Source organism: Pseudaeromonas sp. HNCC25DJ180 (assembly GCF_055413345.1).
In genome coordinates this window covers 108,695-133,879 of the sequence record NZ_JBVAYF010000008.1, presented here as the reverse complement: position 1 = coordinate 133,879, position 25,185 = coordinate 108,695, and the positions used below count along the sequence as shown (strand labels likewise).

Sequence of the window (25,185 nt, the reverse complement as noted above, 5' to 3'; positions counted from 1 at the left end):
TTCGCCATCTGCCCTCTAACCCGCGGTGTGCATCTGACATTGGACTTTGCACGGCCAGGAACAATGATTTCGGAACAAATTACCTCGAAGAACACCCTTTATGACCCACAGGTACAAAAGGTGAGCAAAACGTACTCATCATCATTGGCACCCCTTAAAAATCATATAGATATGAAAAGCACACTCTTGTTGGCATAACTATTGGAATGCTCTGTATAGACGCACTGCCATCTGTTTTTCAACGGATGATAGGTACAAATACAATAAGGAGCAGAACATGAAAGAATTTCCGGTTTCCCATATTTCTACCCAGGTTGGACTCTACCTGTTACCTCTACTGTGGCTCCCAGCCCAGGCGGCCACGCAGACTCCAGAGGTTCAGCAACTCTCAACTGTTCAAGTCTCGGGCACACCGCAAAGCACGGGCAAGAACCAGGAGGGTTACCGGGTCAGCGAGGTCAATCTCGGCCCGCTGGGCAACAAGAAGGCGCTGGATCAGCCCTATTCGGTGCACAGCCTCTCCGGCGATCTGATCCAGGATCAGCAGGTGGATGGCACCCCTGAGCTGCTCAAGTATCTTCCCTCGACCCAGGTGGAGTATCGCGGCGGCGGCGAGATAGGCCGCCCCCAGTCACGGGGTTTTCAGGCTGATCTGCTGCAGAACACCCGCATCGATGGCTACAGCGTAGGCGCCCACTTTCCGCAACCGGTGGAGCTCTATGAACGCCAGGATGTGCTCTACGGGCTGGCCGGCTCCCTCTATGGCCCCTCCAACGCCGCCGGTATCTTCAATAGCATATTAAAGCGCCCCACCGACACCACCCAGCTCAAGGCGGGGGTGACCTATGAGGATGCGACCCAACTGACCAGCCGTATCGATGCCGGTGGGCGGATGGGAGCCGATGACAAATTCGGTTACCGCCTCAACCTGATGCACGGCGACGGCGAGCGCTATGTGGAAAACAGCAATCTGCGCCGGGAGCTGGCTGGGCTGGCGCTGGATGCCCGCCTCACGGAGCAGACACTGCTGGAGCTAAACACCAGCCGCTACATCTATGATCAGACCGGCTACCCCGGCAGCTTTGCCATCGGTGCCACCCTGGCCAAGATGCCGGAGGCGCCGGATCCCACCACAGTCGGCTATGGCCAGCCCTTTGCCAACTCCAAGGTGACCAGCGATCTCTATGGCGTGCGTCTCACCCAGCATATCAACCCGGCATGGAAGCTCACCCTGGGTCTCCAGCAGCAGGAGGTGCTGCGCGAGATGCGTAGCGCCAGCAATACCCCAAGTTATCTACCCGCCAGCGACAGCTTCAACCTGCTCGCCAGCAGTAGCACGCCGGAGGGGTACACCAAGCAAAAACTGCTGAGTAACCAGATCTATCTCAACGGTCAATTCAAGACTGGAGAACTGGTTCACGAGCTGGTGCTGGGCAGCAACGGTTACCAGAACCCGGCCTATCAGGCCGCCACCGCCAGTAACAAGAAGGTGATCTCCAGTTGCACCGGTACCCTGGATGCGCCCTGTATCATCAGCCCCGAGCCCAACTGGAGCGGCTACGGCTCCTTTAGCAAGACGGGGCAAAGCCAATACCAGGATCTGTTGCTGGGCGACACCCTGCTCTTTAACGAGCAGTGGTCACTGATGGCCGTGGCCAGCAATAGCTGGATCGACAGCGAAAACTACGCCGATCACAGCAAGGACTACAGCTTTGACCATGCCTTCAGCTACAGCACGGCCCTCATCTACAAGCCCAGAAGCAATATGAGCAGCTACTTAAGCTACGCCGACAGCGTGCAACCCGGCGGCACGGCCCCGACCGGCACACGCAATGCCAACGAGACGCTCAAACCCTACGACACCACCCAGTACGAGGTTGGCTACAAGGTGGAGTTGAGCCGCATCGATCTGTCGGCTGCAGCCTTTCGCATCGAGCGGCCACTGGCCTATACCGGGCTGGATAATGTCTACCGCGAGCAGGGCAACCAGCTCAACAAGGGGCTGGAGCTGATGGCCAAGGGCAAGGTCAGCGACAACACCACCCTGTTTGGCGGCGTCACCTATATCGATGCCAAGCTCAATGACACCAAGCTGGCCAGCACGGACGATAAGCAGGTGATCGGCGTTCCCGAGTGGCAGGCCAACATGCTGGCCAGCTACGACCTGCCCCAGGTGCCCGGCTTGGCCCTCACCGGCAACCTGCACTACACCGGCAAGCGCGCCGCCAACAATACCAACACCCTCTGGGCCGATGGCTACACCACCCTGGATCTGGGCACCCGCTTGAAAACCAAGGCCTTTGGCAAGCCTCTCACCTGGCGCCTTGGCATCAATAACGTCACCGATGAACACTACTGGGCCTCCTTGATGCCGGGCGGTACCGATGGCGATACGGTGGCAGGCGCCAGCGCCTATATGGGTGAACCTCGCACCTTCAAGACCACACTGCAGCTCGACTTCTAAGGAGATAGCAGATGAAACGATTCCAAGCTCTGTTGCCGCTGGCGCTGCTGGCCGGTTTATTCACCCTGATAAGTAGCGTCCATGGTCAGGAGAGCAAGATCGAGACTCGCCAGATGTCTGGTGAACCGGTGACCATTCCGGCTCATCCTGAGCGGATTTATACCTTCTCCCACTCCTTTGCCATCATGGTGGCGCTGGCCCCCGAGCTGCTAAGCGGCGCCCCGGCCAAGTTTCTGGAACGCGCGGGGGCCCAGGCCTATCTACCCGAGGCGGCCCGCCAGCTCAAGCCGCTGCCCCAGGCCGATAATCTGGATCTGGAAGGGGTCAAGGCCCAACATCTGGATCTGGCCATCGGCTGGGATACCCAGGGGTTTCGCCGCGAGCAGGGAGCGCAACTGGCGCGCATCGGGCTGCCTGTCCTGCTGGTGCAGGTAGACAAGCTCGACCAATACCCGGCCACCTTCCGCTATCTGGGCAAGATCTTCGGCAAACCCCAGCGCGGCGAGGCGCTGGCCAGCTATATCGAGCAGGCCAACCAGCGGCTGCAGCAGGCCACGGCACACATAGCCCCACAACAGCGACTACGGGTCTACTATGCTGAATCTCTGGATGGTCTCACCTCCCAATGCGGCAAGGCGGATAGGGCCGAGGTGATCTGGCTCGCCGGTGCCAGCAATGCCCTGCCCTGTCAGGAGGTGGATGGCTATCAGCAAAAACCGGCCGATCTGGAGAGCAACAACGTGACCCCCGGCTTCGAGAGCCTGCTGAAGCTGGATCCGGATGTCATCATCACCCGCTTTGCCGCCACCGCCACCCAGATTGCCAGCGATCCGCGCTGGCAGCGCCTCTCGGCAGTGCGCAACCACAAGGTCTATGCCATCCCCACCCAGCCCTTCAACTGGTTTGATCGCCCCCCCTCCTATATGCGCATCATGGGTGCCCAGTGGCTGGCCAGCCTGCTCTACCCCGAACAGGTAACGATCGACATCACGAGCGAGACCCGTCACTTCTACCAGCTCTTTTTCAATGTCACCCTGGATGAGCAGGCTCTTACTAAGCTGCTGCAACCCGAGCAAGCCGCAACGGCCCCCGCCACTGACGGAGGTAAATCATGACCACGTCCGCTCTGGCGCTCCCCAGAGCAAGAGGCTTGCAGCTGGTCTGGAAACTGGGCTGGCTGCCCGGCCTGCTGTTATTGCTACTGGCGGTGGTGCTCCTGGCCCTGACCCAGGGCAAGTACCCCATCACACTGGGCCAGATAGGCTCACTGCTGAGCTATCGGCTGGGATTGAGTGAGTTGCCACAACTCGATCAGGAGAATATCCAGAGCGTGCTGCTGGATATCCGCCTGCCACGGGTGGCGGTGGCCCTGCTGGTGGGGTCGGCGCTGGCCAGTGCCGGTGCCGCCTTCCAGGCCATATTCCGCAATCCGCTGGTTTCACCCAGTTTATTGGGGGTGCAAAGTGGTGCCGCCTTGGGCGCCGCGCTAGGCATGTTGCTGGAGTTCGATTGGGCCACCATCCAGCTGCTGGCCTTTGCCCTGGGGTTGCTGGCGGTTGCCGTGGCGGTGGGACTGGCCAACCTGTTTGGCCGCCAGAGCATCATCACCCTGATCCTGGGGGGCATGATCAGCTCGGCCCTCTTTGCCTCTGGACTTGCCATCATCAAGTATGTGGCCGACCCCTATAGCGTGCTCCCCTCCATCGTCTACTGGATGATGGGGAATCTCTCCCAGGCCGATGGCCAGCAGGTAGTGCTGGTGGCCATTCCCATCCTCCTCTGCCTGCTGCTGCTGTCTCTGTGCGGCAAACTGCTCGATGCCCTGGCCATGGGGGATGACGAGGCACGCTCGCTGGGGGTGCCGGTCAACCGGGTACGCTACGGGGTGATCCTGCTGGCGACCCTGATCTCCGCCATGACGGTCTCCATCGCCGGCATCATAGGCTGGATCGGCATCATAGTGCCCCATCTGGTGCGCATGCTGCTGGGGCCCACCAACCGGCTGGTGCTACCGGCCAGCGCCCTGGTGGGCGCCATCTTCCTCATCCTGGCCGATCTTATCTCGCGGCTCATCACCAGCGGCGAGCTGCCCATCGGCATAGTCACCGAGCTGCTGGGGATCCCGGCCTTTATTCTGGTGCTGCACAAGGCGCGAAAGGGGTGGAATTGAAGAGGTCATGCTGATCAGTCAACAGGCTATCGGGTGAGATATCCCCTCTCGCCAACTCGCCATAAACCCTTCCCTGGGGGCTCGATGGTGGCATCCCTGCCACCAACGGTTGGCTCGAAGGGCTATCTCTCCTTCGTTACACCAGGCACCAGGAACGAACAAAGTGGGCAGTGAGTAAATGAATAAAAACCGGAAATTCCATTGAATGAACCATCACAGAATAGGGGGCACACCGTGATTAACGCTAATCACCCCATTCATACCACCTTGCCGCCACAGGGGCTGGCCGCGTGGGATCTGCACTACCGCTATCAGAAACAGCCAGTACTGCGCGGCGCCGAGTTGCAACTGCAACAGGGCGAGTGCGTGGCGCTGCTGGGGCGCAACGGTGCCGGCAAGAGCACACTGCTGCGCCTGCTGCTGGGCTTTGCAGACCCCCTGCAGGGGAGCGTCTGGCTCGATGGTAAGCCACTTGCCAGCTACAGCCGCCAGCAGTTGGCCCGCGCCATCGCCTATGTGCCCCAGCAACATCAAGCCCCCTTTCCCTACAGTGCCCACGAGGTGGTGATGCTGGGGCGCCTGCCCCACCAGGGCCTGTTTGACCAACCCTCGGCGGAAGATGAGGCCCTGGTCGCGCAAACTCTGCAGCGACTGCGCATCAGCCATCTGGCCCACCGTCCCTACACCCGGCTCTCCGGTGGCGAGCGCCAGCTGGTGATGATAGCCAGGGCCCTGGCCCAGGAGGCGCGGCTGCTCATCCTCGATGAGCCGGTCAACGGCCTGGATTACGGTAACCAGTATCGCTTGCTGGAGACGCTCGCTACTCTTGCTGCCGATGGGCTCGGGGCTACGAGTGGGCTCGGGGCTACAAGTGGGCTCGGCATCCTGATGACCACCCACCACCCGGAGCATGCCCTGCACGCCGCCAGCCGCGTCATACTGCTCGATGAGGGGCGCATACTACAAAGTGGCCCCCCCGCGGCGGTGCTGACCCCTGCCAACTTGCAACAGCTCTACGATCTGCCCATCGCCTGTCACACCCTGCAAAGCGGCCGACAAGTGCTGCTGCCCGAGCGCTGCGCAGTGGCCCATTCAGGCTGGTAACACTTGGGCGTTGATTTTGACTTGGGCTTTTGCTTCTTCCCCTTTTTTCAAGGGGAAGGCCGGGATGGGGTTTGGCTCTAGATTTAGGCTTGGTGCGCGTTAAGCCGGTTTAGGCTCAACCTACTGCTCAACTCGGCTAATTGCCGCCTTATATACTTCGCTGCGCTCACGTTTGCCAACGGAAAGGACAATCACGGTAATAATATTATCCTCCACCTGATACACAAGCCGATATCCCGATTGCCGTAGTTTGATCTTGTAGATATTGTCAGCACCTGAGAGCCTTGCGGCAGGCACATGGGGGTTTTCCAGCCGCTCAATTAGCTTTTTCTTGAACTGCTCCCGAACCGTTGAGCCCAGTTTACTCCACTCTTTTTGCGCCGATTTTTTAAACGCCAGGCTATAGGTCATGCACGTTTACCGCTATGCTGGCTTCGCTCTGGCGCTCTCTGGCGATGGCCAGCAGCTCCAGATCCTCAAGCCGCTCCATCAGGCGCTCATAGGCCTCGGCAGGAACACAGTAAAAAGCGGGTTCATTTCTGTTTAATACCGCAACCGGTTCACCATAGGCGCTGCCCACCACCTTCATGGGGTTCGCCTTAAATTCGGTGATGCTGGCCGCTACATCGGCAAGAATTCGCGCCGTCATGATAGATGCTCCTAATCGGTCTCTTATTAGGTCATCATAGTGGTCTTTAAAGCAGGTTTCCAGCCTAACTCCACGCCACCGCCTCTATCCGCTCGCCTTGCCTTAGGGCGTCACGCACTTGCAGCATCACCTGCTCTAACTGCTCCAGACGGGTGAGGTTCTCCTGCTCCTGTGGCGAGGTGGTGTAGATGGCGTGGATGCCGCCGTGGCGGATCACCAGGCGCTTGTGGGCACGCAGGGCGAGCAGCGGGTCGTGGGTGGAGATAAAGATGATCTTCTCCTTGCTCACCAAGAGGGCCAGCGCCCGCTCCCGATCGACCCCGGCATTTTCTATCTCATCGATCAGCACTATGGGGGCGGCACCGAGCAGGGCGGTATCGGCTATCATCAGGGCCCGACTCTGGCCGCCTGAGAGCTGGGTGACCGAGGTGCTGGCGTTGAACTTCTCACCCGTCAGCTCATTGGCACACGCTATTACCTGCTCGACCAGGGGAGCCAGGGGCTCGGCCAGACGACAGCGGGCGTGCAGGGTGACAAACTCGGCCACCGACAGATCGACCACAAAGTTCATATTCTGCGACAGTTGGGCTACCAGCCTGTGCTGCAGTGTGCCGCGCAACGCTTCTCCCACAGGGGAGCCATTTAGCAAGATCTGGCGCTGGGTCGGGCTATCCCCCTGGGTAAGAGACTCAATATCCGCCAGCAAGCAGCTCTTGCCCGAGCCGGTCGGCCCCACCACTGAGATGATCTCTCCGGCTCGCACCGTCAACCCCTGTGACTCAGGCTCCCCTAACTTGTTGATCCCCGGAACCAGGGTCAGGCTCTGAACCTGCAGCTCACACGCCTGTCGCATCCGTCCCACCTCTTGCCACATCTGCAACAGATGGGGCAACAAGAGGGCGCGGGGCAGACCGCTATCGGCCACCTGCTCTTCACTCAAGGCCCCAAGCCAGGCGCCGACACTGCCCGCTTGCTGGGCGGGCGAGAGCCCCAGCTCATAGACGAAGCCCGCTATCTCGGACTGGCGCGCCAACAGTTGGCTCATGGGCATGGCACAGAGCTCTGCTTCTGTCATCACGGACTCCTTATGGTTGTTCGCTACTAGCATCTCGTTCAATTGCTTACACATCGAAATTCATCTTCTTCACATTGCCACGCTGGTGCTGCTCACCTATGGCGGTCTCGCCGACGCAGTAAGGGCAGGTGGCCGATGGCATGGGAAAGCGCAGATGGTTGCCCACCAGGGAGGTAAATTCCGCCGCCTGGCTCATGGCGCGGGCCAGCTCGCGGCTCCCCTGCCCCGTGATACCATTGCACAGCAGGGTTCGTGCCCTGGGGTTAGCCAGCCGGGTGTTGAAGGTAAAGACCTCCCGCTCGGCCTGGGAGATGATATCCCCCTTGGTGATCACCACCAGATCAGCCATGCGCAGCATGGGGCCTATCTTCTTGGGGGTATGCACCCCGGCCAGGGCATCGACCACACAGACGGCCATCACCTGTTTGATGTGGGGGGCACAACGATTGCACAAGCCGGCGCTTTCGCTGATAAGCAGATCAAACCCCTGCTGTACTCCCCAGCTCAAGCAATCGTCTATGTTGGTGACAAAGAAGTGATCCGGGCAGAGCGCCCCCGAGAGCCCCACCCGTACCGGCACCTCCTGGCGACGATAGAGTTCGTCATCGGCAGTGGAGAGAGCATCGAACTTCACCACTCCCACCTTGCGCCCCTGGCTGCGCAGTTGCTTGATGGCCTGCACGATCACGGCACTCTTGCCGACTGACGGGGCTCCCGCCACGGTAATTAGCTGCATACGCCCTCCCGACTACCAGTTGCCCACGCTGGCTCAGATTGAATAGGTTGAGATGATTGAATCGATTGAGTCGCTTGCGCAGACCAGCAGTTGAAGAAGTGTTGCTGGGCGGCCTCGCTCTGGGCGTTCATATCCTGAGCGCGAACGTGAGACCAGCCTAACCAGTTAAAACGAGCCGCCTCAGGCAACTGCGCCCACGGCGGTGTCTCGTTTGCGAACAGATCCGCCTGCAGCGCCGACGGGTAAAAGTTGCGGTTGAGCAGACAGGCCAGCTCAGGCCCCAACAGGTAATCGAGCAACGGCTTAACGCGCAAGCGGGCACCCGGCTGAACCATGACGGCGATGGGCATGGTGTAGGCCCCCTCCTCCGGCCAGATGATGCGGGTATGCTGGCGCTGGGGGCAGAGTTGGGCCTGGGCCCAGGGCAGTATGGCAATGGCCCCACACTCGTCACTGCCTGGACGAGCAAAGTCACGCGCTATGCGTGCATGGTGCAGTAAACCACGCACATTGGCGGCAAAGGCCTGCACGCCGCTGGGGCCAAACGCCTGCCACAGATTGAGCAGCAAGAAGCGGTTGCACTCCTGATAGGGCTCATGGGGCGAGGCGCGCCAACCACCGAAGACGATCTGCTGGCGATAGCAAGGGTCGAGCAGATCGGCCCAGCGTCTGGGCAGGGGCAGCGCCCCCAACTTCTGCTCATCCACCAGCAGCACAAAGGGGATGAGTGCCAGCAGTTGAAATATGCCCAGCGGATCAATAAGCCCGGCCTGCTGACACAGGGGGTGATAAGCATGCTGCGGCAACAGAGGTCCACAGCGATAGTGCTCCTGCAACGGGGTGTTGAGCATCTCGGCCGAGCAGGTGACCGCCAGCAGTGCGGGCAGATCCTCGGCCCGACGGCTCTGCATCACGCTGGCAAAGGGGGCAAACCACTCGCCCCCCGTCAGCGCATTGGCCCGCAGGGTTCGACCTGTGGCGGCCTGATGTTGGGCGACAACCCTGTCGATCCCCGCCTTGAAGACAGATCGCAATGGAATGGGCATACGCCCCAGAAAATCAGGGCAAGTGGCCAGTGCCGTCACCAAAGGCGTATGGGGAGCCGCCGCTTGGGCCACCCCAAGCTGCGCCCGGCTCAAGTCAGGCGCAGGTGGGGTAACATGCTCAGCACAGGGTGAATCGACATTCAGCATCTTCACTTTCCCCCGGATAGTGCGGCAAGGATGGCGTCAGGCGAGGCTCAGGCCGCCCTAACGTAGGGTAGGCCTGCAAGCCACCCGGCAGATAGAGGCATCCACTCTGGGCATAGTGGTGCAAGAGAGACTCAGCGGGAGTGGAACGCGCTTGAAGCAACTGGGCCAGGGGGGCCAGCGCCAGTACCCCTGCTCCCATTCCCCGCTGTAGCAGTGCACACCGGGCACTGATGAGTGCCCGCTGAGCACCAGCATAGATCTGCGGCTCATCAAAGCCCTGACGGGCCGCCAATTGAAAGAGTTCGCTTGCGTCCAGCTCAGCCGGCTCGGGCATCTCATCAGCCAGACAGAGCCCTATCAGCAGATAGCAGCAGGCCTGCAGCAACTCTTGGCTGGGTATGGCATCAAAGGCCTTGAACTCAATTCGACCCTGCTCACTCGGCAGCCGGGGCGGATAGATCAGCGGGTGGCGGCTCTCGCTGGTTTCGGTAACGGCGTGTGGTTGATCCTGAAACTTGGCCTGAGCCTGAGCCCAGAACAGCTTGGCGGTAGGGCGCAGGGTATGGCGCTCGAAGGTACGCTTGGACCACCCCTCCCAACGCCGCCCGCTGTAACAAGGAGAGCTAAAGCTAAAGGGAACTATGTAGGGCGCCCAACTGATAAGGCGCCGCGTGGCCGCCAGCGCCTGCGCTTGGGAAAAGTGGGCAAAGGAGAGGTTGATATCGGGGCCAAAGCTCAGGGTCGAGACATGGGCGGCATCATAGGCCTGGTGCTCGGAACGCAGCTGGCGCTCCCAACCGTTTAAGGGGGGCTGATGCTCATACCTGTCCAGATAGGGGTTAAACCCCGCTATCGCCAACTGCATCTGGCGGCTGGCCAACACGCTGGCAAGCGCCTGCTCTATGGCCAGCAAGGAGCCGAGCGCCGCCTCGACACTGGGTCTGGGCGGTGTGCGGATCTCGATCCCCTTCACTGCCAGGGTGGTGAAATGGCCCTGCTCATCGAAACGCTCATCGCCCTCCAGATACCAGTAGCCGCTCTTCACCCCCAGATCGCCGGTCGCCAGACTCAGATCGCAGCACCCTGGCTTATGCGCCAACCAGGCCTGAAGTTGAGCAAACGCCAACGTGGTGTGATCGAGCAACCGCCTCCCGCCGCTCTCTTGCACCGACAAGAGGTACTCGTACTCTATGCCGCAGCGTAGCGATACCTCCTCCACACAGGATCCATAGCTCATAACGCCTCCTTGGAAACTCATAGCCACTGCACCCTATCCTCTGACACGCTCTGCTCTGCCATAGACTTGGCTGACGTTGCCTTGTCTGACATAACCGAGTTCAGAGGCAATGGGGCTGCCCCCGACTCCACCTCACCCCTCAGATCCACAGTGCCAACATAGAGAAACCCGACAAAATGCTCCTCCGGCCCCAACCCCAGAAGCCGGGCAAAGTGCTTGTCATACATAAGCCAACCTGACCGCCAGATGGCACCATATCCCAGAGCCCGGGCGGCCAGTTGCAGGGTGAGCACAGTGCAGCCAGCCGCCAGTTGCTGATCAAATAACGGCACCAGGGGGTTAGGCTTGGGTGAGGCCACCACCAGTATGATGAGCGGCGCCCGCAGCGGCATTCGCCTCACGCGCTCCTGAGTCGTCTCAGGCTTACCCGCCACCAGCGCAGCCTCTTGCATCAAGGCGCCGAGCCTGAGTCGCCCCTCCCCTTGAGCCAGCAAAAAACGATAGGGCTGCAGATGGTGAAAATCCGGCACCCGCCGGGCCGCCGACATCATCAGGGCCAACTCGTCACCATCAGGCGCAGGCTCGCACAGATGAGGATCCGAGCGTCGTTCAAGCAATAACGCCAATGCCGGATTGCGCTGACTCTCCATACAACTCCCTAACCGTTTGGCTGCAAGTGGCATTGAGCACGAATTCTCAAGCCTTGTTCCACTGCGTATCAAGCCTTGTGCCAATCGGTGCAAAATCCATAAAATGGCCAGATTTAGCGAGATGAACTGGTGTGGAGAGATAATCTGAAAGGTAGCGCGGCAATGTGACCGATTTTAGAGAGGGATAAATTGCGCAAGCTAAGAGACCATAAAGTGATCTGTTCCTGGCTGCGATGGCTTGTGTACCTGGAGGTGCAGACCCCAGAGTAAAGGTACAGGGCGGAACGATTCGACTAACGCTCGGGCGAATCCACTGGCGAACACGCCAGCCGAGCGTTGTTACCCACACCTGCTTCTTGAGGTGAATTAATGACTAGCAAACAAACGGGAGTTGTTGTGTATAGGTGATGATATAGCTTCCTTAGTTCGGAATTGCCGCTATGGTTTCGTCTGGCATTGCTCAAAATAACGTGCCGCCAGCTGTTGAGCCTCCAACAACGCAGTAGGAGATAAGAACTCGGCCGCGTTATCACGATATTTAATGGCCTTTTGATTCCCGTTGGCGGCAGCGACAGAGTACCAAGCATAAGCTTGCTGAGGATCCTGTGTGGTAGCATAAGTAGCTCCGAGGGCGAACTGTGCATCGACATCTCCCCGCATGGCCGCCTTGCGGAACCAAGTCATCGCCTGAGTGGTGTCCTGTGTCACCCCTTGACCAGTGGCATACATAGCCCCGAGAGAGTACTCCGCTCGAGCATGCCCCTGCTCGGCTGCCTTGCGATACAATGCCACGGCTTGTTTAGCATCTTTTGTCACCCCTTGCCCGGTGGCATAGCTCGTTCCAAGGGCGTACAGAGCTTGGACAAGCCCCCGCTCGGCCGCCTTACTGAACCAGAGCACCGCCTGTTTAGCATCCTTAGTCACACCCAGACCATCGGCATACATTGCCCCGATAGCAAACTGCGCTTCGGCAAGCCCCTGCAAGGCCGCTTTGCGAAACCATGCCTCCGCCTGTTTAGCATCCGGTGTTACACCTAGACCATTGGCATACATTGCCCCAAGAGCAAACTGCGCTTTGGCATGACCCTGCTCAGCTGCTTTGCGAAACCAAGCCTCCGCCTGCTGAGCATCCTGAGTCCCCCCTAGACCATCGGCATACATTGCCCCAAGGGCAAACTGCGCTTCGGCAAGCCCCTGCTCGGCTGCTTGCTGTACCTCAGCAAGAGTATTTGGACTCCAATCTTTAGCCGCCAATGGCTGAAACATGCACAGAGCCAATATCATCAGTCCGATACTCACATTACTTTTCATCACCACACCCCAGAACCATTATCTAGCGAGTATTACCAAAAAAAAGCAGCGAGTGAACGGAGATACAAACGGACTTCATCTAATCCCATGTTTAAACAGTAGGTCGCTAAACAAGCAGGAGCAAGGTCCAGTCACTTAGCAAAGGGGGATAACCTGTTGAGCCAACCGTTGGCGGCAGGGATGCCGCCATCGAGCCCCCAGGGAGGGGTTGATGGCGAGTTGGCGAAAGAGGGTATCCCCCGCAGCCAGAGCTGAGCTCCAACTGTTTTGCACTTAGCGTCACAGACGTGGATGAGAAACAGAGCTAGAGCAGTCGATAACGTGGGCCCGAGCCCCCCTCTGGCGGTGTCCAGCGCACCTGCTGGCGCGGATCCTTGATCTCGCAACATTTGCAGTGCAGGCAATTCTCCGGCTGCAAGCTCAGGTGCCCCTGCTCCAGACTATAGACGCCCCCCGGGCAGCAGTGGCTGAGCACCCGCAGCGCCAGCTTCTGCTGCTCATCATTCACGCTAGCCCCCTTCACCCCTTGCAGATGACAGGGCTGCACTCCCCCCGTCAAGTGAGCGAAAAACAGCGCGCTATCCCGCTCCTGTTGCAACTCACCAGACTGCGAACCTGGCGCCACTGCAGCAGGCTCGGGTGGGCAGAAGAGCTCTCCCTCACGCTGCGCCTGCAAACGCCTCGCCTCCTGCAAACAGGCGAGGTGATCGGCCTGCGCCCCCTTAAGTAGGGGCAAGCCCAGCCCCCACTGCGTTAACCAGTAGTGAAGGCCCAGATAGAGCAAGCCGCCATGCGCGCCCAGACGCGTGAAGGCGGGTTTGATCGCTTGCGCCTCGCGCAGCGCCTGCCCTATCGCGCCCTCCCGCACCGCCATATCATAGGCGGCTAAGTCGGTGGGTGTCCCCTCGGTTATCCCCTCGGTCAGAGCTCCCTCGGTGAGTGAGAAAGATGCGGAGGCATTCCCCTTCACCAACTCGCCGTCAACCCCTCCCTGGGGGCGGCTTGATGGCGGCATCCCTGCCGCCAACGGTTGGCTCAGCGGGAATCCCTCCTGCCTTAGCGGATTAACATTGGGCGGATTAACATTGAGGGTCCTATCTGAGATGGGTGTCCCATCTAGAGTTGGTGTCCACTCGGTCAGGGCTCCCTCGGTGAGTGAGACAGATGCTGAGGCATTCCCCTTCGCCAACACGCCGTCAACCCCTCCCTGGGGGCTCGATGGCGGCATCCCTGCCGCCAACGGTTGGCTCAGCGGGAATCCCTCCTGCCTTAGCGGATTAACATTGGGCGGATTAACATTGAGGGTCCTATCTGAGATGGGTGTTCCATCTAGAGTTGGTGTCCCCTCGGTCATCCCCTCGGTGAGTGAGACAGATGCTGAGGCATTCCCCTTCGCCAACACGCCGTCAACCCCTCCCTGGGGGCTCGATGGCGGCATCCCTGCCGCCAACGGTTGGCTCAGCGGGAATCCCTCCTGCCTTAGCGGATTAACATTGGGCGGATTAACATTGGGGGTCCTATCTGAGATGGGTGTCCCATCTAGAGTTGGCAAGATGGGTGTCCCATCTAGAGTTTGTGGGATGGGTCTCCCATCCAGGGTTTGGCGCAAGGCGCCGATCAGGCTTTCGGCCACCACTATGCCCGAGGCGATGGCGGCGGGTATGCCCTGCTGACGGCGCAAGTCCAGGAGTCCGGCGGCACACCCTAGCAGGGCTCCGCCGGGAAAGCTCAAACGACCCAAGGCTTGCCACCCCCCTTCAGCCAGGGTTCGGGCACCAAAGCCCTGGCGCTCGGCCCCGCTCAACAACTTGGCTATCTGGGGATGTTGCTTAAATTGCATAAACCGGGCAAACGGGTCCAGCTCGCTATCGCCATAGTCCAGGGGCAGGACCAGACCAAGTTGTAGCTCATATTCACTGCTGGCATAGATAAAACCGCCCCCCGCCAGCGCCGGGATAGGCCAACCCAGGGTGTGGATCACCTCACCGGCCGGCCAGCGCGGGGTGGGACTCTGCCAACACTCCTTGAGCCCCAGGGCATAGCGTTGTGGGGCGACACCGCGACGCAACTCATAACGCCCCTCCAACTCGCGACTCAAGGAGCCTCGGGCCCCCTCGGCTACCAGCGTATAGCGGGCGCCGATGCGGATGCCGGGGGCATAACCTGGCCCCACCTCTCCTTCCGGGGTTCGTCCTGCCTCAGCGGTTTGGACGCCGACCAGTCTACCTTGCCGGTTATAACAGCCCGCTACGACCGCTTGAGCCGTGAAGATCTCGACACCCAGCGCCTGGGCTTCATCGGCCAGCCAGCGGCACAGGGCACCCAGCGAGAGGATCTGTAACGGCTCATGGGCTCGACGCAGCGCAGGGGGGAGCAGGCTCATCGGCACATCCAGGCTTCCCTTAGCCAGCAGATAACGCCAGCTATGACGCTGCACCCGGGTGCCTTGTGGCGGCTCGCTGTGCCAGGCGTGATCGGCAAACAGATCATCAAGCAGATCCGGGGGCACCAGGGCGCCGGAGAGCAGATGAGCCCCCACCTCGGCCCCCTTCTCCAGCAAGCAGACTTGCAGGGCAGGTTGCCGCTGTTTCAGCGCTATGCCTGCCGCCAGCCCGGCAGGACCGGCCCCCACTATGACCACGTCATAGCTTAACTCCATTGCCAGCTCATCATGCTTAGGCTCACTCATCCGCGCCCCTCCCGTTGTTCACGACTCTCAGCCTACGGCATCGACACAAAGCGCATCGCTCACGCCCCCGGTCACCGGCTCGCGCTCCAATGCCGCCAGCAGTGATGGCAGCACCTCAAACATGTCCGCCTGCAGCAGATAGTCGGCCTGCTGCACCAGAGGAGCATTGGCATCTTTGTTGATGGCAACGATGCAGCGGCTCTGCGTTATTCCGGCCAGATGCTGAGGGGCGCCAGAAATCCCCACAGCCAGATAGAGCTCGGGGGCGATATGGGCTCCGGTCTGCCCAATCTGACAGCGGGCTGGCGCCATGCCGGCATCCACGGCTCCGCGTGTGGCCCCCAGCCCGGCGCCCAGGGCATCGGCCAAGGGTTGCAGCAGAGGCAACAGCCGCTTACCCAGAGGGCGACCGCCCGCCACCACCCAGCGCGCCTCATCCAGGCGCTGCTCGGGTTGCGGCAATGGATCCACCCGCAACGAACGCCATGGCGTTGACGCCTCGGGCTTCGGCTCAGTCAGCTGCAGCGTCTGCTGCTCCGGTAACCAGCCCTCACTGCCCCGGCTCTCGGCCAGCGGGAAGTGACTGCTGCGCAGGGTCATCAGCCAGGGCATGGGAGCCGGTGGCAGGGTGACCCAGGCGGCATGTTGATCAAAGAGCGGCAGCAACAGACGAGTGGGTGTCGCTTTTGCCTCTTGTCCATTCGCCTCGTCTTTTGCCTCGTCTTCAACCCCGGCTAGGGCGGAGACCTCGCAGTAGAGGGGCCGTTGTTGTTGTCCGGCCAAGAGCCCCAGCAGGGCCACGCTTTCATGGTGGTGGGGGGCAAGTAGAGCAACATAGTCGCCCAGCATGTCGCCTAATAGCGCCGCCTCTCGATACAGGCTGAATGCCTCAGCCGCCGGGGATTCGATAAAAAAGAGTCGCGCTATGCCCAATTGAGCAGCCTGGGCCAGCAGTCGGGGCTGCTCTGAGGCCAAGGCATGCAGCCAGAGGTGAGACTCCCCGGCAAACGCCTGCAGGGCACCCAGAGTGCGCAGGGTCGCCTGGGTTAACTCTCCCTGACGTTGATCGGCTAACAGTAACCACTTCATGGTTTACCTCCTGCTGACTGAGTTTGCGCCTGGATCAGTTCGACCAGCGCCGCCACATTGGCCAGTTTCTGCACCGCGCCTCGGGCGGGCTGCCCTTGCCAATGGGTCAGCTGCAGGTGAGGTCGCGCTGCGCCCGTTGCAGATGAGAGCCAGCTCTGCTTGGGCTTACGGCGGGCCGCCACCAGAGCCGGCAAAGAGAGATAACGCGGTGTAGCCAAGTCCAGTTCACAACTCACCACGGCCGGCAGGCGGAGCAAAGCACGGTGCAGCCGTTCGCTGCGCCGTTGCAGCACCTGAATTGCCGAGCCGCTCACCCCGTTTTCACTCGATGAGCCCCACGTTACCTCGCTGATCGCCATGGCCAGCGGCCACCCCAACGCCCCTGCCAGCATAGGCGCCAGCTCACCCTGCTCCTGGCCATAGGCCATGCGCCCGAGCAGCAGCAGATGGGGCTGCTCGGCGTGGATCAGCTCCAGCAGTGCGGGCAGCAGGCCCTGACTGGTCAGGGTGGAATGGAAGAGCGATGAGGGGGCCATCTCAGCCAACAGCAGGGCCCTGTCGCCCCCCAGCGCCAGGGCCCGCTCTACGGCAGCCACGCCAGCACTATCGGCATACCCCACCACCAGCAATTCGCAAGCTAGGGCGGGTACCTCGGCGGCCAGCGTGGCGCGTAGTCGTACTGCGGCTTCAATGGCCACCTCATCAAACGGGTTTAGCACCCAGCTGGCGTGTGCCAGATCCGGGCTGCCGGTCATGGGCTCCAGCGGCAGAGGCAAAGAGCCATCCACCACGCTGCGCGCCATCACCATCAATTTGATCTGCTCCATGCTTACCCCTTCCTCATGAGTACCTTGCCAGCTCCAATCCTCTATCTGGCTGACCGCACTTAGCTGTTTAGCTAAACGGCCAGCGCCACCCGATAGTCGGTATCGGCTATGCCATAGCCCAGGGCTCGGCGCAGCCAGAGGGGCGGGTTGTGATTCATCATCCACTGCAAGGAGCCCAGAACCTGATCCACCTCGCGCACCTGTTCAATCTTCACCGGGAAGACCTTGGCATCGCGGATGCGTACTGCCGCCAGATCGTTAAGACCAAAGCTGAAGATCACCGAGCACCCCTCCAGCGCCGCCACCCGCGCCGCCAGTTGATCCACCTCACTGCCGCCTAGCTCGGCCATGCAACAGCCGCCCTTACGCCCGGCGCCCGGGCCCTGCTTCTCAGCCTGCTGGGCGGCCGTACTGCGCCGGGCTGGCGCGGCAAACTTGGCCACATCCAGAAACTCGATCTGGTCATAGCTCACGTCGTAGAACACCACCTGACGGGCAAACGAGAAGGCGGCATCCACATGGGTCAGGTTATTGGAGCAGAGCGCCACCCGCAGATGGCCAATCTTGCTTGAAGCTGAATTTGACATGGTTAGATCTCCTTGGCGTGGAACAAGGTGGTGAAAGAGGTCGCCGATGAGTTCAGATCGGCTCCGGCATCCCCAGCCTGGATCTGCCACCCCGCCAGCGCCTGCAGGGCGATAGCGTGGCGCAGGGTTTCTTGGCTACCGGGTTGGGCCACCAGGGCCTCCATAGGTACCCGATAGAGCGTGTCATTGAGCCGCAAAATAAAATCTATGGGGTGGCACTCCCCCGCGGCAAAGCGTGGACCCAGTTGCAACAGGCAATAGCCCTCCTCCACTCGGTAGCGGGGGTTATGGCAGACCAGACGCCAATGGCGGTTGAGGCCAATCCCGGGGCGAAACTGGCACAGCGCCCTGTCCTCATCCTCAAAGCCGCGCAACTCACCCACCAGATCGGTGAAGTAGCTCTGCAGCATGGCCTCCAGATAGGCCGGGCCAACCCGATCGGCATCCCGCTCTTGCAGGTAGTAGAGCAGCAGGGATTGCAATAGCTGCAGCCCCACAGGCGTGATCCCCAACTGCAACGGGTAGGCGTTGGCATGGCACCCCAAGCGGATCAGCTCTGGTGCCCCCTCCCGCGTCCAGCGCCCCTTTACCTGTCCCTGAGGATGCAGCAAGGCGACCCGGACAATCCGCAGCAGGCGATAGCTCTCGGCCACCAACTTTTCGCTCAGGTTACGGCGCGGCAGGCTCAGATAACGCTGCCAACTACTTGTCCCTTCCAGTTGCCCATCCGGTGCCAGTGCAAAACTGGCCTCCAGCAGGTGCAGCAGTTGCCAGGGACCATCAAGCCAGGGCAGCAACTGCCAATCGATACGGACCTCGCTTTGCATCGGCACACAGTCAGCGTGTACGGCCATCGGCAGAGTGCGCCGCTTACCGCTGTACATCTCCAACTCACGCAGCTCAGGCAGACGCAAGCACAATCCGAACTGCCGCTGATAGGCCGCCAGCAGGCTGCCGATTGGAGCCAGAGGCTGAGACTCAAATGTCATGGCACTCTCCTCGCTGATTTCCCCTACCGCTCATCAGGCGCCACCAGGCTACCCGACCAGACCCCGAGTCAGGCCGCCCCGGAAAGGGCGGCCTGAGGGCGTTCACCAAGTAGTGCGAACTCACCAGGTATTGAGGATCCACTCTTTGTTATGGGTGTATTCCATGTGGGCAAAGAGGGTGTTGACTATGGTTTCAGCCAGCTCCATCGCGCCCCGATAGCCCATGAGCGGCTTACGGTAGAGACCGGCTCTATCGAAGGTAGGGAAGCCCACCCGCACCATGGGGATCTTGTTATCGATAGCGATGTAGCGCCCCTTGGAGTGACCGAGGATCAGATCCAGCTGCAGTGTGCCATCCTTGACGCGGCTCTCCAGATCCCACAAGTCGGCATTGGTGACTATCTCCATGTCGAAGTGGACCTTCTTCTTGAGCTCGGCAATACGCGAGTCCTTCTTGTATTTATTGTTGTCATCCCCCAGCAGCAAGAGCACAGGCTCCATCTCCAGCTCCAGACAGAACTCCGCCAGCCCTAACACCTGATCCGCATGACCATAGATGGCCACCTTCTTGTTGGCGAAGAACATATGGGTCAGATCGGCCAGGGCATCCAGCGCCAAGCCTCGCTCATGAACCAGAGAGTCGGGGATGGGCTTGCCCGTCAGCTCGCTCAAGTTTTGCAGCAGCAGATCGGTGGCCTTGATGCCATAAGGGGTCGCCGTCGGCACAAAAGGCACATCGAACTCTTCGCTCAGGAACTGGGCCGGTTTGTCACTCTCGTAACGGGCCAGACTGATGGAGCCGATAGCATTGGCGCTGTTTTGCAGATCTTCCACCGTGGTGCGGCCATGGGTGGTGATCTCCTTGCCTGGCAACATGGGCGAGTCAAATGCCGTGGTGTCCATGAAGACATGGCCGGGGATCTGCATCTCGCTCAGGTAATACTTGAGCAGCTCCACGTCCCCCGGGTTGACCCAGCCGGTGAAGAGGTTGACTTGCCCGGTCGGCTTGCCCTTCTTGGCCAGCGTCTTCACCAGTGAACTCATCGCCTCGTGGTAACCGCTGACATGGCTGCCCTTGAAGCTGGGGGTATGCACCGCCACCAGATGGATCTCCCGCTCCGGGAACTCCTCTTTGAGGGCCTTGTTGGCCATGCGGATGGTGCCTTCGATGTCATCCCCAATGACCTCGGTAGAGCAGGTGGTGATGATGGGGATGATGCGCAGCTCGGGGTAACGTTTGGCCAACACCATGACGCCATCCATGATGCGCTGGGTGCCCCCGAATACCGCCGACTCCTCATGCAGGGATGAAGAGGCAATGTCGAAGTTCTCCTTGAAGTGCTGCGCAAACAGTAGACGGACGAACATGCAGCAGCCCTGGCCACCGTGTACCAGCGGGATACAATCCTTGATGCCGATACAGGCGAACTGGGCGCCCGCGGGCTGGCAGTCGAGCATGGGGTTGATCACCCCGGAGCGCTCCTTCTTCAGAACCTTGACCTCTGCGGCCGATTTTTCTGCAATCTCACAAGACATATTCTGTTCCTTATCTTGATGGGTGTCGGGGCTGAACCCCGCACCGGGAATTAATAGAGGCGGTCGCGTAATTCACGATTCTTGGAGTGGGTGATGGTGGTATCCACCAACTCCGCCTTCAGACCCGCCAGCAGAGCCTTGATCTCTTCGAGACTCGACTCCTTGATCCAGGGAAAGCGACTGCGAAAGTCGGCCACCAAGCTCTTGGCGTCTGCCAAATGGCAGCGGTCGGCTGGCGTGTCATCCTTGGGCGCCAGACCAGCAAACAGCTCTTCGGCCTTGGCCAGGATGCCGTTGATGTTTTCCTCGCGATCCCAGTTCCGCGAGAAGAATTGCCACAGGCAGCGCTCTTGCACATAGCCGTAGAGTTCTTTGATACGAGCGTCCATTTACACAGCCTCCTTCAATGCGGGCTTGGCGCTGAGCTCACGGATATCCTGAGCCGCCAGTTTGTGGATCGGGCTACGACGAGCGTTGAAGATGTCGCGAGCCATGTTGACGAACCCTTCAAAGCCCATGTAGGGGCCATTGTGGTAGGCGTGGCCGTTGATATAGGGAATGTGCAGTTTCTTCACCAACTCACCCACGCGCGGGCCGGTGAAGATGATGTCCGGCTTGGTCAACTCGATGATTTCGAAGAACTCCAGCTCGTTGGCATCATCCAGGTAGTAGGTACCTTCACGACCACGGGCCACCACCTTCTCGAAGTCCTCTTCGTGACCGAACTTGGAGGACATGGCCACCACCTCGATCCCCATGTCATCCTCCACCGACTTGGTCCAGTGCCACAGACGGGGCCCCCCGGTCCAGATGGCCATCTTGGTGCCCTTGAGCTGCTCCTTGTACCAATCCAGCTGCGGCTTCCACTTGGCCTCCTCCTCGGCGATAAGCTCCTCGCCCTTCTCTTCAATCCCGAAGAAGGCACACACCTTGCGGATCCCTTCGGCCATGTAGTTGAAGCCCCAGGTATCGATATCCAGACGCGGGATGCCGTAGCGCTTCTTCAACTCGTTGGCGATGTAACCGGCAGAGCGGGCGCAGTTGACTACGTTGAGCTGAGCCTTGTGCATGGCACGCAGCGAGTCGTAGGTGGAGTTACCGGTAAAGTGGGCTATGACCTGGATGCCCAGGCGATCCCAGTACTTCTGCAGCAGTTGGGTATCGCCCTGGATGTTGTAGTCACCGATGAAGTTGATGGTGTAGGGGCTGGTGATCTCGGGTTCAACCTGACCCACCTTCTCATCCACCCAGCCGATGTTGAGCACATGGTGTCCCTTGGACTGGCTGACGCCGGAGAAACCGGGGCACTCCACGGTAAAGATGTCCACATCGGGCCGCTCTCTCATCACCTTCTTGGCTACGGCCTTGACGTCATCGCCGATGAGCGCGGTCGGGCAAGTGGTATAGAGGAACATGCTCTTGAGTTCCGGCATGGCATCGAAGGCCTCGTGGATGCTCTCCTCCAGGCGCTTCTCACCACCGAAGACGATATGGCTCTCCTTCATGTCGGTGGACCAGACATACTTGAGCGGGAAATGGCCGTTATCGGTGGGATAACGCTTGGTGTGCCAGGTGTCATAGGCACAGCCGATGGGGCCGTGGATCATCTGGATGGCGTCTTTGACCACGCCACCGATCACCAGCTTGGCACCACAGAAGGCACAACCCCGCTCGGAGAGGGTGCCAGGTATGGTGGCCACGTTGGCAATAGGCAGATACTCTTTGGTGCTCTCCTCAGGGGCTTTGAGGTACACATGTTTCTGCCGCTCGGGAATATCCTTGTCACAATTCAATAGAACCATTGGCATTTTGTCAGACTCCTCTAGTGAGTTGGCCAGTCTGGCAACTGGCTTAGCTTCAACCCGGTAAATTTTTGGATTGCCGAAGCCACTAGAGCATCCCTTGTGCCAACTCCATTTCACGCTGACAAAACGGAACTCACCCAAAGCTAAAATTGTTATTTTTCAATTTGTTATCTATTTACCCTCCAGAAGCCCCACCTCGAAAGTCTCGCCAACAAGTGGTCTAAGCCGTACCGCAATGTACAGATGACGAGTGAATGTACTCGCCGGTGCAGTGAGCCAAGGCTGACGCTGATAGCCAGATCCCATTCGATGGTGAGAGGTAACGAAGGGCAGATACGCCCTCCCCTTTCTCCATGCGTGCGGGGGCGGGCTGTACTTGGCGCTGAGAGTTTCGTGCAAAAACTCCATTTACCTTGTCGCTATGGTTGCAATGCTACAGCGCGCGGAAGTAGATTCGATTGGAGTTAGCCCTGGCGTTATGCCGTTACGCTTATAGCGCAGGCAAGCCATTTTACGGATCCCCCTCGATAACAAGGAAAAGAGCATGAAAGTCAGTACCCTGAACGTCTTTGAAGGCACCATCTCTGCCCTGATCAACGGCGCAGTCAATAGTGAAGTAGAATTGACCCTGGCCGGTGGCGACAAGCTGGTCGCTATCGTCACCGAAGGCAGCACCAAAGCCCTGGAGCTGGCCGTGGGTAAGCCCGCCACCGCCCTGGTTAAAGCCCCTTGGGTCATAGTGCTGGCGGGTGAGAGCAGCATGAAGTTCAGCGCCCGTAACCAGTTGAGCGGCAAGGTAAAGAGCATCACCCCAGGCGCGGTGAACACTGAGGTAGCTATCGAATTGCCAGGTGGCAGCCTGGTCTACGCCGTGATCACTAATGACGCGGCCAGCGAACTGCAACTGAGCCTAGGCGCCCCCGCCTCGGCGCTGATCAAGGCCAGCCATGTGGTACTGGGCGTCCCCGCCTAAGAGGCCCCTTTGAAAATCGAAACACCACGTTCTAAATCAAAACGCCAACCCTGGGTTGGCGTTTTTGTTGTCCCGTGATAAACACAATGGCCCCAGCCTGACCCTCCCACCTTATCAAGCTACTCCTCACTCCCAACCCTCACCCCTTGAGCCTCATGCATGCCCTGGCGCCAATTTTGCATTGACTCAGCCATGTAGATGTCATGGGTTCAGTGCACCACGCGCTATATAGCAACAGATACAGCGACTCTTTACTCATCGCTGTATAGCGATAGATATAGCGGTGCACGCAAAATGCGCAACTTGCTCTTCATCAGCGCACGAACTGCATGGATGCCCACGCTTAAGGAGAAGATATGACCCAGATGCTGCAACTTACCAGTGCACTAGCCACAGAGATGCGTCCAGCCTATGGCCGGGATCGCGAGCCAGTCTGTCGCTGCTCTCTGGGCGAATGCCGAACCGAGCTGTTGCCCCTGCTATCGGAAGTGAGCAAAGCCGTGAGCCGGGGGGGGGATCTCCCCTCAACCCTGAATCTGGTGCTACGCCTGATGCAAAAACACATGCAGGTATTGCGGGGTATGGTCTCCCTCTACGATCCCGGTACAGGCCATATCTTTATCCATGAAGGGCTGGGCCTCAGTGAGGAGGAGATAGCCCGAGGCATCTATCAGCCAGGGGAAGGGATCACGGGACGGGTGGTAGAGAGCGGTAAGCCGGTGGTTGTACCCTCCATTGCCGATGAGCCCGCCTTTTTGAATCGTACCGGCAGTTGGAGCAAAGAGGATCAGCCGCTGGCGTTTATCTGTGTCCCCATCATCCGCAGCCAGAAAGTGATGGGCACCATCAGCGTTGAACGCTGTTACGACAACCCCTCCCTGCTGGAACTGGATCGGGAGATACTGGGCATACTGGCGGCCGTCATAGCCCAGGTGGTGGAGCTACACCTGCTAGAGCGGATCCACAAGAGTGCCCTGCTGGATGAAAACCGTCGGCTACGTCATGCCCTGAAGGAAAAATTCAAACCTGGCAACATCATAGGCAACTCCCGGACCATGCAGGAGGTCTACAAGCTGATCGAGAAGGTCAGCCGCTCCAAGACAACCGTGCTGATCCTGGGGGAGAGCGGCGTCGGCAAAGAGCGCGTGGCCAGTGCCATCCACTACCATAGTCCGCAAGCCAGCGGCGCCTTCGTCAAGTTCAACTGTGCCTCGCTGCCGGAGAGCGTCATCGAGAGTGAACTCTTTGGTCACGAGAAGGGGTCGTTTACCGGCGCCACGGCTCGCCGTGCCGGACGCTTCGAAGAGGCCCATGGTGGCACCATATTCCTCGATGAGGTGGGGGAGCTCTCTTTGCCAATGCAGGCCAAACTGCTGCGGGTGTTGCAGGAGCGCAGTTTCGAGCGCGTCGGCAGCAACACCACAATCCGGGTCGATCTGCGTATTCTCGCCGCCACCAACCGCAACTTGCCGGAGATGGTGGCCAAGGGGCTATTTCGCGAGGATCTCTACTATCGCCTCAATGTCTTCCCTATCACTATTCCCCCGCTGCGCGAGCGCGGCAATGACATAGTGACCCTGGCCGATCACTTCGTCGCCCGCTTTGCCCAGGAGCAGGAGGTGGATGTCCCGCGCATCACCACGCCGGCGCTTAACCTGCTGCAGGCCTATCACTGGCCGGGGAATGTGCGCGAGCTGGAGAACCTGATGGAGCGGGCGGTCTTGCTGGCCGAAGAGGGGGTGATCCACGCCTATCATCTGCCCGCCAATCTGCAACCGGCCGTGCTCGATGAGATCACCGCTCAGGGAGGCATGGATGCGCGCATCTCCCAGGTGGAATATGAGCTGATCGTCGAAGCGCTGACCCAGTATCAGGGCAATGTCAGCGAGACAGCCAATCATCTGGGCATGACCCGGCGCATCCTGGGCCTACGCATGAACAAGTACCAGCTTAACTATAAAAACTTCCGCACGCCCGGCGCCGGGCATCAGGGCAAGCCCTAAAAAAGCACGCCAGGGAACAGCCCCGGCGCACTCTGTACCCCCAAGTACAGAATGCGCCAGGGCATACCCCCTCCCCGCCACTCGACTCACGCTCCCCC

At 59.8% G+C, this 25,185-nt stretch carries 22 protein-coding genes; 6 read left to right on the top strand and 16 right to left on the bottom strand.

Going from position 1 to position 25,185, the window contains the following annotated elements:
• The first annotated feature begins 277 nt into the window (after nt 1-277).
• The 4 genes from ACZYTD_RS09155 (at nt 278) to ACZYTD_RS09140 (ending at nt 5,738) form a co-directional block, all read left to right on the top strand.
• On the top strand, nt 278-2,464 hold the full coding sequence (locus tag ACZYTD_RS09155; protein WP_463891438.1) for a TonB-dependent receptor: 2,187 nt from the start codon (nt 278-280) through the stop codon (nt 2,462-2,464).
• A gap of 11 nt (nt 2,465-2,475) precedes the next feature.
• Entirely contained in the window at nt 2,476-3,579 is a 1,104-nt protein-coding gene (locus tag ACZYTD_RS09150) for an ABC transporter substrate-binding protein (protein ID WP_463891437.1), read from the top strand.
• Nucleotides 3,576-4,634, top strand: coding sequence for a FecCD family ABC transporter permease (locus ACZYTD_RS09145; RefSeq protein ID WP_463891436.1), 1,059 nt, complete (start codon nt 3,576-3,578; stop codon nt 4,632-4,634). Before ACZYTD_RS09150 ends, ACZYTD_RS09145 begins: the two co-directional genes overlap by 4 nt.
• 234 nt (nt 4,635-4,868) lie before the next feature.
• A complete protein-coding gene (locus ACZYTD_RS09140) occupies nt 4,869-5,738 on the top strand; it encodes an ABC transporter ATP-binding protein (RefSeq protein ID WP_463891435.1) in 870 nt (289 codons plus the stop codon).
• Nucleotides 5,739-5,858: 120 nt separating this feature from the next.
• Here ACZYTD_RS09140 and ACZYTD_RS09135 read toward each other — a convergent pair whose 3' ends face one another.
• From ACZYTD_RS09135 to vnfD, 16 genes are all read right to left on the bottom strand, one after another.
• Nucleotides 5,859-6,149 (bottom strand): type II toxin-antitoxin system RelE family toxin, encoded by a 291-nt coding sequence (locus ACZYTD_RS09135; protein WP_463891434.1) that lies wholly within the window; start codon nt 6,147-6,149, stop codon nt 5,859-5,861.
• Entirely contained in the window at nt 6,139-6,387 is a 249-nt protein-coding gene (locus ACZYTD_RS09130; RefSeq protein WP_463891432.1) for a type II toxin-antitoxin system Phd/YefM family antitoxin, read from the bottom strand. The genes ACZYTD_RS09135 and ACZYTD_RS09130 overlap by 11 nt, the downstream gene beginning before the upstream one ends.
• A 64-nt stretch (nt 6,388-6,451) precedes the next feature.
• The gene (locus ACZYTD_RS09125) at nt 6,452-7,462 is read right to left on the bottom strand and encodes an ATP-binding cassette domain-containing protein (RefSeq protein WP_463891431.1); all 1,011 of its coding nucleotides are present in this window, start codon (nt 7,460-7,462) and stop codon (nt 6,452-6,454) included.
• A gap of 46 nt (nt 7,463-7,508) precedes the next feature.
• A complete protein-coding gene (locus ACZYTD_RS09120; RefSeq protein WP_463891430.1) occupies nt 7,509-8,198 on the bottom strand; it encodes a GTP-binding protein in 690 nt (229 codons plus the stop codon).
• Entirely contained in the window at nt 8,189-9,391 is a 1,203-nt protein-coding gene (locus ACZYTD_RS09115) for an ABC transporter substrate-binding protein (protein ID WP_463891428.1), read from the bottom strand. Before ACZYTD_RS09115 ends, ACZYTD_RS09120 begins: the two co-directional genes overlap by 10 nt.
• Nucleotides 9,363-10,628, bottom strand: a complete 1,266-nt coding sequence (locus ACZYTD_RS09110; protein ID WP_463891427.1) for a glutamate-cysteine ligase family protein — start codon at nt 10,626-10,628, stop codon at nt 9,363-9,365. The genes ACZYTD_RS09115 and ACZYTD_RS09110 overlap by 29 nt, the downstream gene beginning before the upstream one ends.
• A 17-nt stretch (nt 10,629-10,645) precedes the next feature.
• The gene (locus tag ACZYTD_RS09105) at nt 10,646-11,278 is read right to left on the bottom strand and encodes a nitroreductase family protein (RefSeq protein ID WP_463891425.1); all 633 of its coding nucleotides are present in this window, start codon (nt 11,276-11,278) and stop codon (nt 10,646-10,648) included.
• Nucleotides 11,279-11,716: 438 nt separating this feature from the next.
• Complete coding sequence (locus ACZYTD_RS09100) at nt 11,717-12,589, bottom strand: tetratricopeptide repeat protein (RefSeq protein WP_463891423.1); 873 nt, start codon at nt 12,587-12,589, stop codon at nt 11,717-11,719.
• Nucleotides 12,590-12,893: 304 nt separating this feature from the next.
• Nucleotides 12,894-15,278 carry a 4Fe-4S dicluster domain-containing protein gene (locus ACZYTD_RS09095; RefSeq protein WP_463891422.1) on the bottom strand — a complete coding sequence of 795 codons (2,385 nt, stop codon included), beginning with the start codon at nt 15,276-15,278 and terminating at the stop codon, nt 12,894-12,896.
• Nucleotides 15,279-15,305: 27 nt separating this feature from the next.
• The gene (locus ACZYTD_RS09090) at nt 15,306-16,367 is read right to left on the bottom strand and encodes an electron transfer flavoprotein subunit alpha/FixB family protein (RefSeq protein WP_463891421.1); all 1,062 of its coding nucleotides are present in this window, start codon (nt 16,365-16,367) and stop codon (nt 15,306-15,308) included.
• Entirely contained in the window at nt 16,364-17,194 is an 831-nt protein-coding gene (locus ACZYTD_RS09085) for an electron transfer flavoprotein subunit beta/FixA family protein (RefSeq protein ID WP_463891420.1), read from the bottom strand. The genes ACZYTD_RS09090 and ACZYTD_RS09085 overlap by 4 nt, the downstream gene beginning before the upstream one ends.
• A 71-nt stretch (nt 17,195-17,265) precedes the next feature.
• A complete protein-coding gene (locus ACZYTD_RS09080; protein ID WP_463891419.1) occupies nt 17,266-17,781 on the bottom strand; it encodes a NifB/NifX family molybdenum-iron cluster-binding protein in 516 nt (171 codons plus the stop codon).
• 2 nt (nt 17,782-17,783) lie between these two features.
• Nucleotides 17,784-18,770 (bottom strand): hypothetical protein, encoded by a 987-nt coding sequence (locus tag ACZYTD_RS09075; RefSeq protein WP_463891417.1) that lies wholly within the window; start codon nt 18,768-18,770, stop codon nt 17,784-17,786.
• A 120-nt stretch (nt 18,771-18,890) separates the two neighbouring features.
• Entirely contained in the window at nt 18,891-20,306 is a 1,416-nt protein-coding gene (locus ACZYTD_RS09070) for a nitrogenase component 1 (RefSeq protein WP_463891415.1), read from the bottom strand.
• 50 nt (nt 20,307-20,356) lie between these two features.
• A complete protein-coding gene (gene vnfG, locus ACZYTD_RS09065) occupies nt 20,357-20,695 on the bottom strand; it encodes a V-containing nitrogenase subunit delta (RefSeq protein ID WP_463891413.1) in 339 nt (112 codons plus the stop codon).
• Nucleotides 20,696-22,114: a nitrogenase vanadium-iron protein, alpha chain gene (gene vnfD, locus ACZYTD_RS09060; RefSeq protein ID WP_463891411.1), complete on the bottom strand. Its 1,419-nt coding sequence runs from the start codon at nt 22,112-22,114 to the stop codon at nt 20,696-20,698.
• Between the two features lie 541 nt (nt 22,115-22,655).
• Between vnfD and ACZYTD_RS09055 the strand changes: the two genes are divergently transcribed.
• Nucleotides 22,656-23,084 carry a TOBE domain-containing protein gene (locus ACZYTD_RS09055; protein ID WP_463891410.1) on the top strand — a complete coding sequence of 143 codons (429 nt, stop codon included), beginning with the start codon at nt 22,656-22,658 and terminating at the stop codon, nt 23,082-23,084.
• 356 nt (nt 23,085-23,440) lie between these two features.
• Nucleotides 23,441-25,087 (top strand): sigma-54 interaction domain-containing protein, encoded by a 1,647-nt coding sequence (locus ACZYTD_RS09050; RefSeq protein ID WP_463891409.1) that lies wholly within the window; start codon nt 23,441-23,443, stop codon nt 25,085-25,087.
• Nucleotides 25,088-25,185: the final 98 nt, after the last annotated feature.